The 16,340-nt window shown below is 71.5% G+C and carries 18 protein-coding genes; 8 read left to right on the forward strand and 10 right to left on the reverse strand.

The genetic code is table 11. From position 1 onward, the window contains the following. Window positions 1-48: 48 nt before the first annotated feature. On the reverse strand, window positions 49-501 hold the full coding sequence (locus OG331_RS46025) for a MarR family winged helix-turn-helix transcriptional regulator (RefSeq protein WP_406208822.1): 453 nt from the start codon (window positions 499-501) through the stop codon (window positions 49-51). Window positions 502-701: 200 nt separating this feature from the next. Here OG331_RS46025 and OG331_RS46030 point away from each other — a divergent pair, with 200 nt between their 5' ends. The 6 genes from OG331_RS46030 (at window position 702) to OG331_RS46055 (ending at window position 6,501) form a co-directional block, all read left to right on the forward strand. Continuing rightward, a complete protein-coding gene (locus OG331_RS46030; protein ID WP_406208825.1) occupies window positions 702-1,880 on the forward strand; it encodes a PP2C family protein-serine/threonine phosphatase in 1,179 nt (392 codons plus the stop codon). Window positions 1,881-1,942: 62 nt separating this feature from the next. Beyond that, window positions 1,943-2,842, forward strand: coding sequence for an STAS domain-containing protein (locus tag OG331_RS46035; protein WP_406208828.1), 900 nt, complete (start codon window positions 1,943-1,945; stop codon window positions 2,840-2,842). Next, window positions 2,839-3,261, forward strand: coding sequence for an STAS domain-containing protein (locus OG331_RS46040; protein ID WP_406208831.1), 423 nt, complete (start codon window positions 2,839-2,841; stop codon window positions 3,259-3,261). Before OG331_RS46035 ends, OG331_RS46040 begins: the two co-directional genes overlap by 4 nt. Then, window positions 3,258-3,701 (forward strand): anti-sigma regulatory factor, encoded by a 444-nt coding sequence (locus OG331_RS46045; protein WP_406208835.1) that lies wholly within the window; start codon window positions 3,258-3,260, stop codon window positions 3,699-3,701. The genes OG331_RS46040 and OG331_RS46045 overlap by 4 nt, the downstream gene beginning before the upstream one ends. Then, the gene (locus OG331_RS46050; protein WP_406208838.1) at window positions 3,701-4,762 is read left to right on the forward strand and encodes a SpoIIE family protein phosphatase; all 1,062 of its coding nucleotides are present in this window, start codon (window positions 3,701-3,703) and stop codon (window positions 4,760-4,762) included. Before OG331_RS46045 ends, OG331_RS46050 begins: the two co-directional genes overlap by 1 nt. After that, window positions 4,759-6,501 (forward strand): PP2C family protein-serine/threonine phosphatase, encoded by a 1,743-nt coding sequence (locus OG331_RS46055; protein WP_406208841.1) that lies wholly within the window; start codon window positions 4,759-4,761, stop codon window positions 6,499-6,501. The genes OG331_RS46050 and OG331_RS46055 overlap by 4 nt, the downstream gene beginning before the upstream one ends. Window positions 6,502-6,510: 9 nt before the next feature. Here the strand turns inward: OG331_RS46055 and OG331_RS46060 are convergent, their stop codons facing one another. The 5 genes from OG331_RS46060 to OG331_RS46080 form a co-directional block, all read right to left on the reverse strand. Beyond that, window positions 6,511-7,011, reverse strand: a complete 501-nt coding sequence (locus OG331_RS46060) for a MarR family winged helix-turn-helix transcriptional regulator (protein WP_406208844.1) — start codon at window positions 7,009-7,011, stop codon at window positions 6,511-6,513. A 102-nt stretch (window positions 7,012-7,113) separates the two neighbouring features. Next, window positions 7,114-7,434, reverse strand: coding sequence for a GYD domain-containing protein (locus OG331_RS46065; RefSeq protein WP_406208847.1), 321 nt, complete (start codon window positions 7,432-7,434; stop codon window positions 7,114-7,116). 106 nt (window positions 7,435-7,540) lie between these two features. Next, window positions 7,541-8,104, reverse strand: a complete 564-nt coding sequence (locus OG331_RS46070) for a TetR/AcrR family transcriptional regulator (RefSeq protein WP_406208850.1) — start codon at window positions 8,102-8,104, stop codon at window positions 7,541-7,543. 16 nt (window positions 8,105-8,120) lie between these two features. Beyond that, a complete protein-coding gene (locus OG331_RS46075) occupies window positions 8,121-9,554 on the reverse strand; it encodes an amidase (RefSeq protein WP_406208852.1) in 1,434 nt (477 codons plus the stop codon). Then, window positions 9,541-9,762, reverse strand: a complete 222-nt coding sequence (locus OG331_RS46080; protein ID WP_406208854.1) for a hypothetical protein — start codon at window positions 9,760-9,762, stop codon at window positions 9,541-9,543. The genes OG331_RS46075 and OG331_RS46080 overlap by 14 nt, the downstream gene beginning before the upstream one ends. A 96-nt stretch (window positions 9,763-9,858) precedes the next feature. Between OG331_RS46080 and OG331_RS46085 the strand changes: the two genes are divergently transcribed. Then, window positions 9,859-10,788 carry an MBL fold metallo-hydrolase gene (locus tag OG331_RS46085; protein WP_406208856.1) on the forward strand — a complete coding sequence of 310 codons (930 nt, stop codon included), beginning with the start codon at window positions 9,859-9,861 and terminating at the stop codon, window positions 10,786-10,788. On the opposite strand, the gene OG331_RS46090 is transcribed toward OG331_RS46085, so the two are convergent. Then, window positions 10,765-11,820, reverse strand: a complete 1,056-nt coding sequence (locus OG331_RS46090) for a zinc-binding dehydrogenase (protein ID WP_406208859.1) — start codon at window positions 11,818-11,820, stop codon at window positions 10,765-10,767. The two genes, OG331_RS46085 and OG331_RS46090, sit on opposite strands and share 24 nt — an antisense overlap. Window positions 11,821-11,935: 115 nt before the next feature. Here OG331_RS46090 and OG331_RS46095 point away from each other — a divergent pair, with 115 nt between their 5' ends. Then, window positions 11,936-13,651, forward strand: a complete 1,716-nt coding sequence (locus tag OG331_RS46095; RefSeq protein ID WP_406208862.1) for an IlvD/Edd family dehydratase — start codon at window positions 11,936-11,938, stop codon at window positions 13,649-13,651. 84 nt (window positions 13,652-13,735) lie between these two features. Here the strand turns inward: OG331_RS46095 and OG331_RS46100 are convergent, their stop codons facing one another. The 3 genes from OG331_RS46100 to OG331_RS46110 form a co-directional block, all read right to left on the reverse strand. Further along, the gene (locus OG331_RS46100) at window positions 13,736-14,230 is read right to left on the reverse strand and encodes a peptidylprolyl isomerase (RefSeq protein ID WP_406208865.1); all 495 of its coding nucleotides are present in this window, start codon (window positions 14,228-14,230) and stop codon (window positions 13,736-13,738) included. 68 nt (window positions 14,231-14,298) lie between these two features. Further along, window positions 14,299-15,291 (reverse strand): alpha/beta fold hydrolase, encoded by a 993-nt coding sequence (locus OG331_RS46105; protein WP_406208868.1) that lies wholly within the window; start codon window positions 15,289-15,291, stop codon window positions 14,299-14,301. 334 nt (window positions 15,292-15,625) lie between these two features. Continuing rightward, complete coding sequence (locus OG331_RS46110) at window positions 15,626-16,315, reverse strand: GAF and ANTAR domain-containing protein (RefSeq protein WP_406210770.1); 690 nt, start codon at window positions 16,313-16,315, stop codon at window positions 15,626-15,628. Between the last annotated feature and the right edge of the window lie 25 nt (window positions 16,316-16,340).

A 16,340-nucleotide genomic window follows, 5' to 3' on the forward strand; every position in this document is an offset into this window, starting at 1 on the left:
GCGCGTACCCGGCCCTGTCCCGGCGCCGCACCGGGGCGTCGGCGGGATTCAGGCACTCCTGACGTCTCGGGCACTCCTGACGTCGGAGGCCTCGTCGCCTTCGTGGATCTCCGCGGACGCCGCGGCGCAGAACGCCTCCAGGCCCTCCAGCAGTGCGGTCCGCTTGGTGGCGGGCATCTGCTCCAGCACCGACTGCAGTGCGGCTTCGCGTCGCGCGCGCAGCTCGGTCAGAAAGGTCCGTCCGCGACGGCTCAGATGCAGCCGCAGCTCGCGGCGGCTGGAGGCGCTGGGTGCCCGCTCGACGAAGCCGACCGCCTGCAGGCGGTCGCACAGCCGGCTGGTCGACGGCGGCGTGGAGCCGAGGGCCTCGGCGAGCATGCGCAGGTTGATGCCGTCGCTGTGCTCCAGGATGAACAGCACGCGGATCTGGGAGGCGGACACCGGCGCCGTCGAGGCCCGGCCCCACAAGACCTCCAGCAACTCGGCCGCCTCGGAGGTCACACGCGCCACCTCGTCCGGCCGCGGTTGCGAGTAGGAGGAAGTCACGCTGCCACTCTTTCAGGCTTCACGGGCACTGTCAGCCCACCGGTTCGGACAATACGTGCAGAACACTAGATACGGACAAGAAGGACCGACGGACGGCGTCCGCGGCAGCGCGGGTCCAGCGCCGTCACTGTGACAAGAATGGCGTATCCAACATCGTGAACAGATTCGTGGCAGCCGAGCGGGCACTTCGCTCCGCGGCCCCGCACCAACTGGTGGACGCGGTCCGCGAAGCACTGTGCGACGACTACGCGGCGAAGACCGTCCAGCTCTACCTGGCCGACTACGGCCTCGCCACGCTCCAGGCCGTCCACACGGCTCCGAGCCCGCCCGAGTCCGTGCCCGCGTACGGCACGCCCGCCGGACGGGCCTTCGGGTCCCAGGAACCTTTCGTCGAGAAGCTGAACGACGGCCAGGTGCGCCTGCACCTGCCGGTGACCGTACGGGGCGACCGACTGGGCGTCCTGGCCGTTACGATGCCCTCGGCGGACCAGGCCGAGGAGTGCCTGGACGAACTGGCCGAGGTGGCGAAGGTGCTGGGGCACGAAGTGATCGTCGCCGACAGGGACACCGATCTGTACATCCGGGCGCGCCGCACCGACCGCCTCACCCTGGCGGCGGAGATGCAGTGGCAACTCCTGCCGGGCCGCTCCTGCACCCGCCCCGAGTACGCGGTCGGCGCCCAACTGGAACCCGCCTACGCGATCTTCGGCGACAACTTCGACTGGTCCGGCGACGCCGACCGACTGATGATCTACATCACCAACGGCATGGGCGAGGGCATCGAGGCTTCCCTCCTGACCAACCTGGGCATCAACGCCCTGCGCAACGCACGCCGTGCGGGCCTGTCCATCGCGGACCAGGCCGCACTCGCCGACCAGGCCGTCTACGCCCAGTACCGCGGAGACGCCCACCTGTCCGTGCTCCTGCTCGACCTCGACCTGCGCACCGGCAGGCTCCAGGTCGTCGACGCCGGCTCCCCGCAGATGCTGCGCCTGCGCGGCCGTACCGTCACCGTCGTCGAGTTCGAGGCGCAGCTGCCCCTCGGCATGTTCGAGGAGACGGACTATGTCGCCCAGCAGGTCGTCGAACTCGAGCCCGGGGACCGGCTCATCTTCGCCAGCGACGGGGTGTACGCCGTCGCCGCGCCCGGTGGTGGTGAGCAGTACGGGGAGCGCGCGCTCGCCCGGGCCATCGTGTCCACCAGTCTGCTGCCCGCGGCTGAGGTCCCCCGCGCCGTCCTGAGGGAACTGGCCGGTCACCGGGGCACACCCGTGCCCGACGACGATGCGCTCGTGGTCTGCCTGGACTGGTTCGGGCCCCGGCGGGCATCGTGACCGAACAGTCCGGCGCTCCCTGTGGGATCGGGGCGGCGCACACCATATGAGGAGGGAAGTACGTGCCGGAGCAGCAAGCGGCAAAAGATCAGACCGATCCGGCTGAGGAGGTCGGGGACTTCCTGCGGCAGCGCCGGGAGCAGATCGCACATCGCTGGGCCGACGCGGCGCTGTTCCGGACCGTGTTCACCGTCTCCCGGGACGAGGCGGTGGAAGCCGGCCGGGCCGTGGTGGAGGCGCTCGCCGCGGTGGCCGCGTCGGGGCGTGTGGAGGACTCCGAGGCGGACGGATTCACCGTCGTCCGTGAGCAGTTGGCGCGCACGGCGCACTCCCGGGCGCGGGCCGGCGCCACCCTCGGGCAGATCTCGGCCGAGATGGACGCCCTGCGGCGACCCGTCACCGACCTCCTGCTCGACGAGCTCTCCGACGCACCCGCCGAGCACGTCCGGGAGTGCACGACGGCCCTGACCGTCCTGATGGGTACGCTGCGCCTGGTGATGCACGAGACGACGACGGTCGCGGGTGAGGAGCTCATCAACCGCCAGCGGCTCGAACTGCTCGAAATCGCCACCCCGGTGATCAAGTTGTGGGAAGGCATCGTCGCCGTTCCCCTGATCGGCACGCTCGACAGCGCCCGCAGCCAGGTGGTGATGGAGACGCTCCTGGACGCCGTCGTCGAGCAGCACGCCCGCATCGCCATCCTGGACATCACCGGAGTGCCCACCGTGGACTCCCTGGTGGCGCAGCACCTGATGAAGACCGTGGCGGCGGCGCGCCTCATGGGAGCGGAGTGCATAGTCTCCGGGATCCGGCCGGCGATCGCGCAGACCATCGTCCACCTCGGCATCGACCTGAGCGACGTGCTCACCCGCGCCAGCCTCGCCGACGCCCTGGCCTACGCCCTTCAGCAGCAGGGCGCGCACATCGTGGCGAACCCCACATCGACCGCGGAGCCGCGGTGACGGGCGTGGCCACCTTCCCGTACGAAGGCCATGTGCCCGTACTCAGGCTCGGCGGGGTCCTTCTGGTCACCCTCCAGGGAGACCTGTACGACGGCACGGCGGAGCAGCTCCGCCAGGACATCGGCGAGACGGTCTCCGACAGCGCGATCAGAGGCGTCGTCATCGACCTGTCCGGGGTCGAGATCGTCGACTCCTTCATGGGCCGCGTGCTCAGTGACGTCGCGGCCATGACCAGGCTGCTGGCGGCTCAGACCGTGGTGGCCGGGATGCGCCCGGCGGTGGCCATCACCCTGGTGGAACTCGGCCTGACGCTGCCGGGGCTGCGCACCGCCCTCAACACCGAGGAGGCCATGCACCTGCTCGGCGCCGAGGTGTCGGCCCTGCCCCGCGGCCGGCTCGCACGCCAGGAGCGCCCGTGACCCACAGCACCGGCAGCGTCTCCGCCTGCCTGCCGATCCACTCGGACCTCGATCTGGTGCGGGTGCGGCAGCATGTGCGGCAGATGACCGCCCAACTCGGGTTCGGCCTGGTCGAGCAGACCAAACTCGTCACGGCGGCCAGTGAGCTGGCGCGCAACGCCCTCGTGCACGGCGGCGGGGGACAGATGGAGTGCCTGGAGGTGACCAGCGGCGGGATACAGGGGCTGCGTCTCGTCTTCAGCGACGAGGGCCCCGGCATCGCCGACCTGGACCAGGCCCTCAGCGACGGCTACACATCCGGTGACGGGCTCGGGATGGGGCTCGGCGGATCCCGGCGCCTGGTCCACGAGTTCGCCATCGACAGCAGCCGTGGCAACGGCACCACCGTGACGGTGACGTCCTGGATCGCGGGGCCGCCCCGTCCGCGCGAGGCGCCCTGATGCCGCGCGTCTGGGAGGTGCCGGTGCACGACTCGACCCGCGTACGCGGCGTGCGCGTGGCGGCCGGGGCCGCGGCCCGCCGTGCCGGGCTCGCCGAGGACCGGGTCGTCGCCGCGGAGCTCGTGGCCACCGAACTCGCCACCAATCTGCTGAAGCACGCCGGTGGCGGGCAGATACTGCTCGACCTCGTGGGTCCGTCCGTTCCGGCCTACGGCGACGAGAGGATCTCCATGGTGCAGATCATGGCCGTCGACCACGGGCCGGGCATGCGCGACAGCGACGCGGCGTTGCGCGACGGCTACTCGACCGCCGCCTCCCTCGGTGCCGGTCTCGGCACCTGTCGGCGCACGGCCGACGACTTCGGCCTGCACAGCACACCCGGCCGGGGAACGATCGTCATGGCCAGGATCGGTCCCCGCCCGAACCGGGACCCCGCCGGCCCGCTTCCGGTGCGGGCCGGGGGAGTCAACATCCCCCTCGCGGCCGGGGAGTTCTCCGGCGACGCCTGGGCGTGCGTCCGGACGTCGGACCACGTGACGTTGATGCTGGCCGACGGCCTCGGCCACGGCCCCCTGGCGGCCCGCGCGTCCACCGCCGCGGTGGAGGCGGTGCGAACCGCGCCCCACCTGCCGCCGGCCGACCTGCTGCGGCGGCTGCACGGCGCCCTGCGCGACACCAGGGGCGCGGCCGCGGCCGTCGCCCAGCTCGACGTCACCGCCGGACGGCTGTACTTCGCCGGAGTGGGCAACGTGGGCGCCCGGCTGCGCCGCGGCGACAGCTGGCACGGGCTGGTCTCGCGCCCCGGCATCGTCGGCGCCCACTTCCCCGCACACCTCCCCGCGCACCAGGAGACCTGGACGGACGACTGCCTCCTGGTCCTGCACAGTGACGGCCTGCCGAGCCGCTGGAGTCCCGGCCCGGCCGTTCACGCCCCGACGTCCCTCGACCCCGCCGTGATCGCCGCGTCGATCGTGCGGGACGCCAGCAGCGCCGCCCGGCCGGTACGCGACGACACCGCCGTCGTCGTGCTGAGCCCCTGCCCTCCGGACCGCTCGTCATGACCCGTACCTGGTACGTCAGCAGCATCACCGACGCCGCGCAGGCCCGCATCGCCACGGCGCGGCTGGCCGCCGCGTGCGGAGTGCCCCCCGTCGAGCGCACCCGCCTGGTCTCCGCGCTCACCGCACAGCTGAAGCAGTGCCTCACCAAGGGCGGTGACTGGCGGGTCGGCGTGGCAGCGACCATGTCACCCGACGGGGGCGCCTTCAACGTCGAGGTGGCCCCGGCGAACCGCCGCCCCGAGGACCGGCAGCCCCCGTGGCGCGCGTCCGCGCCCTGCGCCGAGGACGCGGACGTCTCCGGCGGCGAGCACGTGGCCGACGATCCGGCGACGCTCGCCGAGGCCCTGTTCGGCGCCGACGAGGACGCGGCCCTGCTGCTGGAGCGGCTCGACGAGCAGGAGGCGCTGGTCGCCGTCCACCGCGAGGAACTCCACCAGACCAACCAGGGCGTACTGGCCCTGCACGCCGACCTCGACGCCGCCGGCCGGGCGCAGCGCGAGCTGTTCGACGCCGAGCAGAAGGCCCGCAAGGAGGCGGAGAACGCCCGCGGCCGACTGACCTTCCTGGCGGATGCCAGCGCCGCCCTGACGGCCTCCCTCAACCCCGAGGCCATCGTGCGGCTCCTGCCCGCCCTGCTGGTGCCGAGATACGCGCGCACCGTCGACGTCTGGCTGTTCGACGGGGTCGACGACGCGCTGCGCAGCGGTCCCCATCCGGCCGCCGCCGTCCGCGCCGCCCGCCGCGGGCGCCCGCAGTACGCCGCCGACCACCCCGGCGGTCTGCCCGGCGTCGACGACCAGCCGCCCTCGGCCCTGGATCCCGGCCGGCCCCTCCTGTGCATCCCCCTGCTCACCCGCCGGACCTCGCAGGGCGTCCTCACCCTCGCGCCCCCCGATGAGCGGTGGGACGCGGACGACGCCGTCATGCTCATCGAGCTGACCCGCAGGGCCAGCATCGCCCTGGAGAACGCCAGGCGCTTCGAGCACAACCGCGACATCGCCGAGACCCTGCAACGCGCCCTGCTCACCGACCTGCCCACCACGGAGGGTCTGACGCTGGCCGCGCGCTACCTCCCGGCCACCCGGGGCCTCAACATCGGCGGTGACTGGTACGACGCCTTCCGCCAGCCCGACGGCAGCCTCATCACCGTCATAGGCGACGTCACCGGCCACGGGCTGCACGCCGCGGTGATGATGAGCCAGCTGCGCACCGCCCTGCGCGCCTACGCCGTCGACGGCAGCAGCCCCGGCCAACTCCTGACGCGACTGCACCTCTTCCTGCACCGCCTGCGCCTGGACCTCTACGCCACCGCGGTCATCGCGCGTTTCCACCCGGACGACCCCACACTCACCTGGGCCGCAGCCGGCCATCCGCCACCCGTGCTGCGCACCCCCGACGGTCAGGTGCACACGCTCGACGCCAAGCCCGGCGCGATGCTCGGCATCCCGCTGAAACAGGAGATCGGCGACCACACCGTGCCGCTCCCGCCCGGATCGACGCTGGCGCTGTACACCGACGGGCTGGTGGAACGCCGCGCCCACGGGATCGACCCCGGCATCCAGCGACTCACCGAGGTACTGGGCGACTTCCGCCCTGCGGAACTCGAAGACGAACTGGACGCATCGGCCGACCGGCTCCTGCACCCGCTGCTGCACGACTCCGAACACGACGACGACGTATGCCTGTTGCTGTGCCACGTGCACGGCGACGCGCGGCGGCAGCGGGCGGCTGAGTCCTGAGCGGCGCGCTCAGTGTTCGGGCCCGGCGTCCGCGCCGGGTTCCGGTGCCGTTTCGGGGGCGCCGGGGAATCCGCCCTCGTGGAAGACGCGCAGCGCCTGTTCGAGCGGCGCGCGCTGTGCGGGAGGAACCCCGTCGAAGGCGGTGGCCAGCCGCAGCGACAGCCGCTCGGTGACGTCCCCCAGGAACGTCCGCCCCTGCGCCGTCACCTCCAGGTGCACCTCACGCCGGTCGCCGGGATCCACGCAGCGCCGGAGCAGCCCGGCGTTCTCGAGCCGGTCGCAGAGCCGACTGGCGGTGGGAAGCCCGACCCGCAGATGCTCGGCCAGGGCGGTGACGTTGAGCGCCGGTCGACGGCGTACGGCCCGCAAGGCACGTATGTGGCGCGGCGGCAGCCGCGGACTGGTCTCCTCGACGGCCGAGAACCAGAGCGACACCAGGTTCTCCACGGCGTCGACGAGCGTCCGACCGACGAGGTCGGGGGCGCTCTCGGGATCCGGTTCGCGGCCCATGAAGACTTCTCTCTCGGTCGACTCAGGCCTGGGCTCCATCAGTGTTGGGGCCTACCCGAAGCGCGGGAGAGTACACAGGCGAGCTGTCACCCGTTCCGCGGCCTACTTGCCGGGAGCCCTGAACGCGACCTGCCGCCGGGCCGCCTCGTCGATCTCTTCGAGGGTCAGCAGGGGAGTGGCCTGGGTGTGGAGGGCCCCACTGGCCTTCACGGTGAGGCTGACGGCGGCCATGGAGACGGGATCGGGGAAGTCGATGATGCACACGAAGTCGTGCTCACCGAAGGCGAAGTACATGGCTTCGACGGTGCCGCCGAGTCCGCTGACGACCTGTTCGACAGCGGCGCGACGGCCGCTCGCGCCCTCCTTGAGCAGCCCCTTGGTGCCCTCGGCCGTGTAGGTCGCCTGGATGAGGTACTTCGGCATCGGGACGCTCCCTGACCATCGCTTGTCGGTGACAAGGACGGCCTTCCCGTCGTCACGGCGACTGCCGCTCACCGCCCGGGTGGATTCACTCGTTGGCAGCCGGACTTCACGCCCCTGCGCTGTCGGAAGTCGCCACCAGGTGGCGGGCGTAGGAGGCGTCCAGCCCGTCCGGGCGGAAGAGGATGCGGTACATCAGGGGGGCGACGACGCGGTCGATCACCGTCTCGACGTCGGGAACGGCCTCCCCGCGCTCGACCGCGCGGCCCAGGATGACGGCGATCTGTTCGGCCGCGTACTGCGAGCACTGCCCGGCGTTGCTGCCGTCCGGGTCGCCGAGCAGGGCGTCGCGGATGTAGGCGCGGCCCGTGGGGGAGGCCATCTCGTCCAGGAACTGCTCGGCCCAGGCCGTCAGGTCGGAGAGCAGGTCACCGTGTTCCTCCGGCGCCGTCTCCGGGCGCAGGCGCTCGACGGCGACGTCCGACAGGAGTTCCTGGAGGTCGCCCCAGCGGCGGTAGATCGTCGACGGCGTCACCCCCGCGCGCTGGGCGACGAGCGGCACGGTCAGGGCGTCCCGCCCCACCTCCGAGGCGAGTTCGCGCACCGCGGTGTGGACCGACGCCTGAACCCGGGCGCTGCGCCCGCCCGGGCGCACCATCTGTCTGCGAGCCATACAGGGATTGTATCCGCTAAAGCGAATCCTTGGCCTTAGTGGCTCCAGTGCGGACGGGCGCGACGTCGGCCACGCTCAACTCGTACGCGTGCCCGACCCGCAGGAGCACGGCCTCCCCGAGACCGCGCCCGAGGAGCTGCATGCCGATCGGCATCCCGGCGCCGTCGTGGCCGACGGGTACGGACAGTGAGGGTACGCCCGTGATGTTGGCGGGGGCCGAGAGACGTACATAGGCGTCGGAGACGCTCTCCACCGTGCCGTCGGACCAGGTGACCGTCTCCTGGTCGGCCGGTACCGCGGTCGTCGGGACCGTCGGGGCGGCGATCACGTCGACCTGCTCCAGCAGCCGTGCCCACTCCTGCCGCATCAGGGTCCGGGCGCGCTGGGCGCGCAGATAGTCCCCGGCGGGCATCAGCTCGCCGGCTTCGAGGAGGATGCGTACGTCCGCCCCGTACAGGTCGGGCATCGCACGCAGCGTCCGCTCGTGGTAGGCGGTGGCCTCGGGAACCATCAGGCCCCACTGCGTCGCCCGGATGTAGCGCGTCATCGGGATCTCGACCTCGACGAGCCGTGCGCCGAGCGTTTCCAGCCGGTCGATGGCCCGCCGGACCGCGGTCTCGACCTGCGGGTCGACGTGGTCGAAGTAGTAGTTGCGGGGTACTCCGACGCGCACCCCCGTCAGGTCCGCGCTCGTCGCTCCCGACCCATCGGTACCCGGCCCGTAGTCCTCGGCGGGGACGGGCAGTGAGGCCGGGTCGCGGGGGTCGTGTCCGGCCAGGGCGGACAGGACCACGGCCGCGTCCGCCACCGTGCGCGTCAGGGGGCCGACGTGGTCCAGCGACCAGGACAGCGACGTCACGCCGTGGCGGGGGACCAGACCGTACGTCGGCTTCAGGCCGACGACCCCGTTCAGTGCGGCGGGCACCCGGATCGACCCGCCGGTGTCGGTGCCCAGGGCGAAGGTCGCGGTCCCGGCCGCCACGGCCACGGCCGACCCGCCACTGGAGCCGCCCGCGACCCGCCCCCGGTCCCGGGCGTTGCGTGTCTGCGGGGTGGTCAGCCCGTAGGCGAACTCGTGCGTATGGGTTTTGCCGACCAGGACCGCACCCGCCGCCGCCAGGCGTGCGGCCACCGTGCTGTCGGAGTCGGCGCGGTGACCGGCCCGGACCTGCGAGCTGGCCGTGGTCGGCAGGCCCGCGACATCGATGAGGTCCTTGAGGCCCATGGGGATCCCATGCAGCAGCCCCCGGAAGCGGCCCGACGCCGCTTCACGCTCGGCCGCGATCGCCGACCGGCGCGCCTGCTCGGCCACCGCCGTGACGTAGGCCCCCAGCTGCGGCTCGACCTCCGTGACGCGATCGAGGACGGAGTCGACCAGCTCGACCGGCGACAGCCGCCGCTGCCGTATCGCGTCGGACGCGGCGACGAGGGACAGCTCAGACGGCTGCATCGTGCTTCTCCACTCCGGGTCGGCGGCCCGCATCGAAGACGGAGGCGGGCGGGGTGTCACCGAAGTCGAGTTCCCGCAGGACCGAGACGACGGAGTGAATGTGCTGGGCGGTGGCCGCCACCCCGGCGTGGCGGGCCTCGTCCAGGGACAGCCCGGCGCGGGCGGCCCAGCGGGCTGCCTCCGGCGGCGTGAGTTCATCGGCGGACATAAAGCTGCTCCTGTAAAAGCTAACGGTTTGCTTTAAGTGACCGTAGGGCCTAGCTTTGCTTAAAGCAAACCTGTTGCGTTTAGAAGGAGGGACCTCATGCGCAGGACCACTCACACCCCAACGGCCGACGACGCCGCCGCTCCGGGCTCCATCCCCTCCTGGACCGTGGGCGACCTCACCGTTCACCGCATCGACGAGATCCTCCTGCCACCGGCGACCGGGCCCTGGCTGCTCCCCGACGCGACCTCCGACGTGGTCTCACGGCACGACTGGCTGCGCCCCGACTTCGCCGACCGCCAAGGCACCCTGCACCTCGACAGCCACAGCTTCGCCTTCGAAGCGGGCGGCCTGCGCGTGCTCGTCGACACCGGCATCGGCAACGGCAAGAGGCGCGCGAACCCGGCCTGGCACAACCTGCGGACCGGCTATCTCGAGCACCTCACGGCCGCCGGATTCCCCCCGGACTCCGTAGACCTGGTCCTCCTCACCCACCTGCACACCGACCATGTCGGCTGGAACACCCGTGAGGTCGACGGCGAGTGGGTCCCCACCTTCCCCAACGCCCGCTACGTCACCTCCCGTACCGAGCGGGAGTTCTGGGACGCGTACGACATGGACGAGCCGCGGCGGCACATGTTCGACGACTCCGTGATCCCGGTCGAGAAGGCGGGGCTGCTCGACCTCGTCGACGTCCGGCCCGAGGGCACCGACATCGCCCCCGGACTGCGGCTGCTCCCCACCCCAGGCCATACCCCCGGCCACATCGCCGTGCAGCTGTCCGACAGCGGGGAATCGGCGCTGATCACCGGCGACGCCCTCCACCACCCCGTCCAGTTCGCCCACCCCGCCATCGGCTCCTGCGTCGACATCGACCCGCGGCAGTCCGAGGAATCTCGCCGCAAGCTGATCGGCTCCCTGGCCGAGACGGACACCCTCGTGCTGGGCACGCATTTCCCGCCGCCCACCGCAGGCCGCGTGATCACACACGGGGACGCCTATCGGCTACGGCCGGTCCGCGCCGCCTGACGCGGTAGCGACGGCACCGTCCAGGCCGGGGTCCACATGGATCTTGGGGCCGGGCCCGGCACCCTCCGGTCGCTCACCCGCGAGAACCGGGCCGGCCTCGTCGAGACCGACGGTCGCTGCGACGAGGGGCCTGGGGTCGACCGCCCCGGACGCATAGGCGCGGATGGCGGCGTCCAGCCCGGGCGAGGCCGACAGGATGCCCACCGCCGTCACGTCCTTGAGCACGAGCGCGCGAGTGTCGATCCTGCTCGGCTCACCGGCCAGCCCGATGTACACGACCCGGCCGGCCGGTTCGACCAACTCCAGTGCTTTCTGCGGCAGATGGGCCGCGTTCGTGGCATCGACGACCGCGTCGAAGGGCAGGTCCGGCAGAGACCGCTCGTCCCATACGTGTTCGAAGCCCAGGGCGTGGGCGAACGCGGGGGAGTGGCCGGGGCGGTCCAGTAGGTGGACCTCCGCGCCCGCCGCCCGAAGGAACATCGCGACCAGGAGACCGATGGTCCCGGGCCCCACCACGAGAGCACGGCCCCCGGAGCGGACCGCCGCGGCCTGTGCCGCGCGCAGGGCATTGCCGCCCGGCTCGACGAGCGCGCCCAGTACCGCGTCGACCGAGTCGGGCAGGGCGTGCAACGAGAATGCCGGTACGGCGAGTTGCTCCGCCAGCGCCCCGGGTCGCGCGCCCCGGATGCCGACCTCCTGGCGCTTCTCGCACACGTGCTGATGCCCCCGCAGACAGCGTCGGCAGTTGCCGCAGCCCAGCATCGTGTCGCCCATGACACGGCGCCCGGTCCAGGCCGGGTCGACGCCCTCGCCGACCGTCGCGACCCGCCCGGCCCACTCGTGCCCCGGCCGCATCGGGTAGGAGGAGTGCCCTCGGTGGAGGTACGCCATGGCACCGGTGAAGAACTCCATGTCCGTGCCGCACACGCCGACCCGCTCGACGTCGACGACGACTTCACCCGGTGCGGCCACCGGCGCCGGGAGGTCCTGGACCTCGTACGCGCCGGGCGCGGTCAGGACGAACGCGCGCATGAGCCGAGGGCAGTCGGGCCGTCCCCGACGGGGTCTGTCGAGCCGTCATTCGTCTGCGTATGCTCCATGGCGTTCCAGACTGTAGACCTCCGTACCGACTGCCGGAAGAGGTCCCATGGTGAGGCTGCGCAGCGCACAGTGGTACGCGGGACAGGACCGCAACGCCTACATCCACCGCGCGTGGATGCGCAGAGGCGTGCCCGGCGACGCGTTCACCGGCCGGCCGCAGATCGCCATCGCCAACTCGGCCTCGGACCTGGCCCCTTGCAACGCCCATCTCGACGAGGTCGCGTCGTCCGTGCGCGACGGCGTGTACGAGGCGGGCGGCATCCCGCTGGACCTGCCCGTCGTGTCCCTGGGCGAGACGAACGTCCGGCCCACCGCCATGCTCTGGCGCAACATGGCCGCCATGGCCACGGAGGAGATGCTGCGGGCCAACCCCATCGACGGAGTCGTCCTGCTGGGCGGCTGCGACAAGACCATACCGTCGCTGCTCATGGCCGCCGCGTCGGTGGACCTGCCCGCCGTCGTCGTGCCCGGCGGTCCGATGCTGACCGGGACGTTCCGTGGTACGCCGCTGGGCTGCGGCACCGATGTGTGGCGGCTGTCGGAGGAGGTCCGCGCGGGCACTCTGTCGCAGGAGCAGTTCACCCGCTCCGAGTCGGCGATGATCCGCAGCCGCGGCCACTGCAACACCATGGGCACCGCCTCCACCATGGCCCTGGTGGCCGAGGCCCTCGGCACAGTCGTCCCCGGCGTGGCAGGGACCCCCGCCCCCGACAGCCGTCTGCTGGAGGCCGCACACCACACCGGCCGACTCGTGGTCGACATGGTGGGCGCCGACCGCAGGCCGGGCACCTTCCTCACCAAGGCGTCCTTCCACAACGCGATCGTCGCGCTGGCCGCCATCGGCGGCTCGACCAACGCCGTCGTCCACCTCCTGGCCATCGCCGGCCGCCTGGGCATCGGCCTGTCTCTCGACGACTTCGACCGCATCGGCTCGCGCGTACCGGTCCTGGCGGACCTCCAGCCGGCCGGCCGCTTCCTCATGGAGGACTTCCATCGCGCCGGAGGGCTGCTCGCCGTCCTGCGCGAGGTCCGCGACCTGCTCGACCCCGACGCCCTGACGGTCACCGGCGAGCCGTTGGCCGCCGCCCTCGACGACGCCCCGATCTGGGACAGCCAGGTCATCCGCACCCGCGCCGAACCACTGGTCGCCGAGGGCGGCATCGCCGTCCTGCGCGGCAACCTCGCACCCGACGGCGCCCTCATCAAACCGGCCGCAGCCTCCCCGCACCTGCTGCGCCACCGGGGCCGGGCCGTCGTCTTCGACTCCATCGAGGACTTCCACGCCCGCATCGACGACCCCGGACTCGACGTGGATTCCGACTCCGTCCTCGTCCTGCGCGGCTGCGGCCCCAAGGGTTACCCGGGCATGCCCGAGGTCTCGAACATGCCCCTGCCGAAGAAGCTGCTCGCACAGGGCGTCCGTGACATGGTCCGCGTCTGCGACGGCCGGATGAGCGGCACCGCATACGGCACGGTCGTCCTGCACGTGGCCCCCGAGGCCGCGGCCGGCGGCCCTCTCGCCCTCGTGCGCACCGGGGACTTCGTCACCCTGGACGTCGAAGCCCGCCGTATCGACATCGACGTACCCGACGACGAACTCGCCCGCAGAACCCCGAGCGAGGCCTCCGCCAAGGCCTACGCCAACCCCCGGCGCGGCTGGGAACGCCTCTACGTCGACCACGTGCTCCAGGCCGACAGCGGCGCCGACCTCGACTTCCTCGTGGGCTCCAGCGGCTCGGACGTCAGCCGCGAATCGCACTGACCGCGGAAAAGAGATCAGGTCCACCGGGCCCGCATGGTGCGGACCTGATGGACCTGATAGCCCTGATATGCGGCTGAGGCTGGGTCAGGCGACGATGCCGCTGTCCTCGACGACGATCTTCTTGGCCGTCGCGCCCGAGCGGCTGCCCAGGGCCTCGACCGCCTTGACGACGTCCTCGCCCTCGATGACCTCGCCGAAGACGACGTGCTTGCCGTCCAGCCACGGCGTCACCACGGTGGTGACGAAGAACTGCGAGCCGTTGGTGCCCGGGCCCGCGTTGGCCATGCTGAGCAGGAACGGCCTGTCGTGCTTCAGCTGGAAGTTCTCGTCGGCGAACGTCTCACCGTAGATGCTCTTGCCGCCGGTGCCGTTGCCCGCGGTGAAGTCACCGCCCTGCAGCATGAACTCCGGGATGACCCGGTGGAAGGGCGAACCCTTGTAGCCGTAACCGTGCTGGCCGGTCGCCAGCTCACGGAAGTTGCGTGCGGTCTTGGGCACGACATCATCGAACAGCCGGAAGACGATACGGCCGAGGTCCTCGCCACCAGCAGAAATATTGAAGAACACGTTCTCGCTCATGGCCCTGATTCTGCACAATCGACGCGGCCAGGTCGAACTGACCGGGCCGGGCGGCTTCAGAACGTGCCTCAACCGCCCAGAAGGGGTGCCGAAAAGCGGCAGTGCACGCGTTGGGCATGTGCGGGGTCGAGAGCGTTCAGGACGAGCTGGGCGGCGTTCGAGTCGTAGGCGATCGACAGGTGCTCGGAGCGGTCCTGGGGACAGACGTCCTGGAGTGTGATGTTGCGTACGGTCGCGCCCGGCCCCGCCGTCAGGAACTGGTTGTGGTACGGCGTGACGGCCTCGTCGTACCGGGTGGCGATGACGGTGTACGCGACGCCTCGTTGTGTGTCGCCGTCCCGGTCCAGCGTGGTGTTCACCCGGGACCCCACCATCTGGTCCGAGAACGCCTGCCCTGCCACGGCCGACACCGTCGGGTTGAGGCCGAGCGCGGTGGTGAGGGTGCCCAGACCGGACAGGGTCGTGCCGTGGTTGGACGGGGCCAGAGCGATGAGCCGGCGCACCTTGTTGTGCGACGGACGCGCGGGGTTCGTGCCGCCCTCGAACCGCAGGTACCAGCGGGGCAGCAGACCTCCGCCCTGGGAGTGCCCCACCAGGTCGACCTGGCGGGAACCGGTGGCCTTGAGGACTCGGTCGACGTAACGGGCGACCTCGCGGGCGGAGTCGGGGATGTGCCGGGTGCCCTTGAAGGGAACTCCCGGTGCCCCGCCGTAGTTGGGCGCGAAGACGCAGTACCCGGCCCTCTTCAGCTGGGGCGACAGCATGCTCCAGTTCGTGTGGGCGTTCGTGAGGGTCGCGTGCAGCAGGACGACCGGGCGGGGGTGGGCAGCGGTAGGCCGGCACTTCCAGTTGTTCGCCCTGGGCGGCGCGGCTTCCGGCTGGAGGGTTCCTCGGACGAAGGCGGCGGGGGCCGCGGTGATCCCTCCCTCCGGCGGGGTCGGACGGTCGGCCGCGACCGATGTACCGGGTAGGCCGAGTGCCAGAGCTGTGACCGCACCGGCGGTTGCCCACCAGGTGATCAGGCGGGAACGCGGCGCAGGCCGGACACGGCGATGGGACATCTCTTCCGCTCCTCGTCAGGGTCAGTCACAGCGGCTGACGATCAAGATCCTCAAGGAGCGAATGCCGAGGTCGCGGGCGCTCCGCACCGAAGACCCCCGTTGGAGTGGCGGCTTTCATTCGTGCGGCTCCGCGTCCCGGCCGCGGCGGGGCCGCGCCGCAGCCCGTGCATCGGCGCAGGAGGAGGTCCGACAATCCGGGGTCCGGTGCGTGCGTGAAAAACGCGGAGATGGGGACTTGGCGTAAAGACCGGGCTCAGCGGCGATCCCCTTGGGGGCTGACCTGGTCAGGCTCCTCTGGTTCAGACCACGAGCCGGGGGAGCCGACTGTGCCGCTTCACGACAGACCGCCCCGCTCGCAGATCATTGCGGCGACCTCGCGGAGCTTGATGTTGTTCTTCTGCGAGTACCGGCGCAGTATGTCGAACGCCTGTTCCTCTGTGAGGTTGTGGCTGCCCATGAGGATGCCCATGGCCTCGCCGATCATGTGGCGGGTGGCGACGGCGTTCTCCATCTGGGCGTGCGCGCGGGCACTGGAGAACGCGACCGCGGCGTGGGAGGCCAGCAGCCAGCCGGCCAGCTCGCTGGCCTCGGTGAACGCGCCTCGCTTGCGGGAGTAGACGTTCAATGCACCGAGATCTTCGTCCTCGGTGTACAGCAGGAAGCCCATCATGCTGCCCACCCCGAGCTCGTGGGCCTGGGGGGCGAAGGAGGGCCACTTCTGCTGGTCAAGGGCGAAGTCAGGGATACGGAACACCCGCTCTCCGTCCTTGGTGTGAGCGGCGTCGAAGCAGGGCCCCTCGCGCAGCCGCTCCTGCAGCTGGTCACTGAGGACGACCAGTTCCTCCGTGGGTGCCAGCGTCTGGACCTTCTTGCCGTGCAGCACCAGGATGCCGGCCGCCTCGCAGCCCTCCACCAGCCTGGTGGCCGAATCGGTGATCCGTTCCAGGGTGGCATCCACCGACTCCTGCGAGAGCAGATCCCGAGCCATCGACGCCAGCTCCTGCGCGAACCGAGCCCAGTCCATCGCACCCGCCACCTCTCGGTTCGCC

Origin of the sequence: Streptomyces sp. NBC_01017 (assembly GCF_045162795.1) — a bacterium.
GTDB lineage: Bacteria > Actinomycetota > Actinomycetes > Streptomycetales > Streptomycetaceae > Streptomyces > Streptomyces machairae.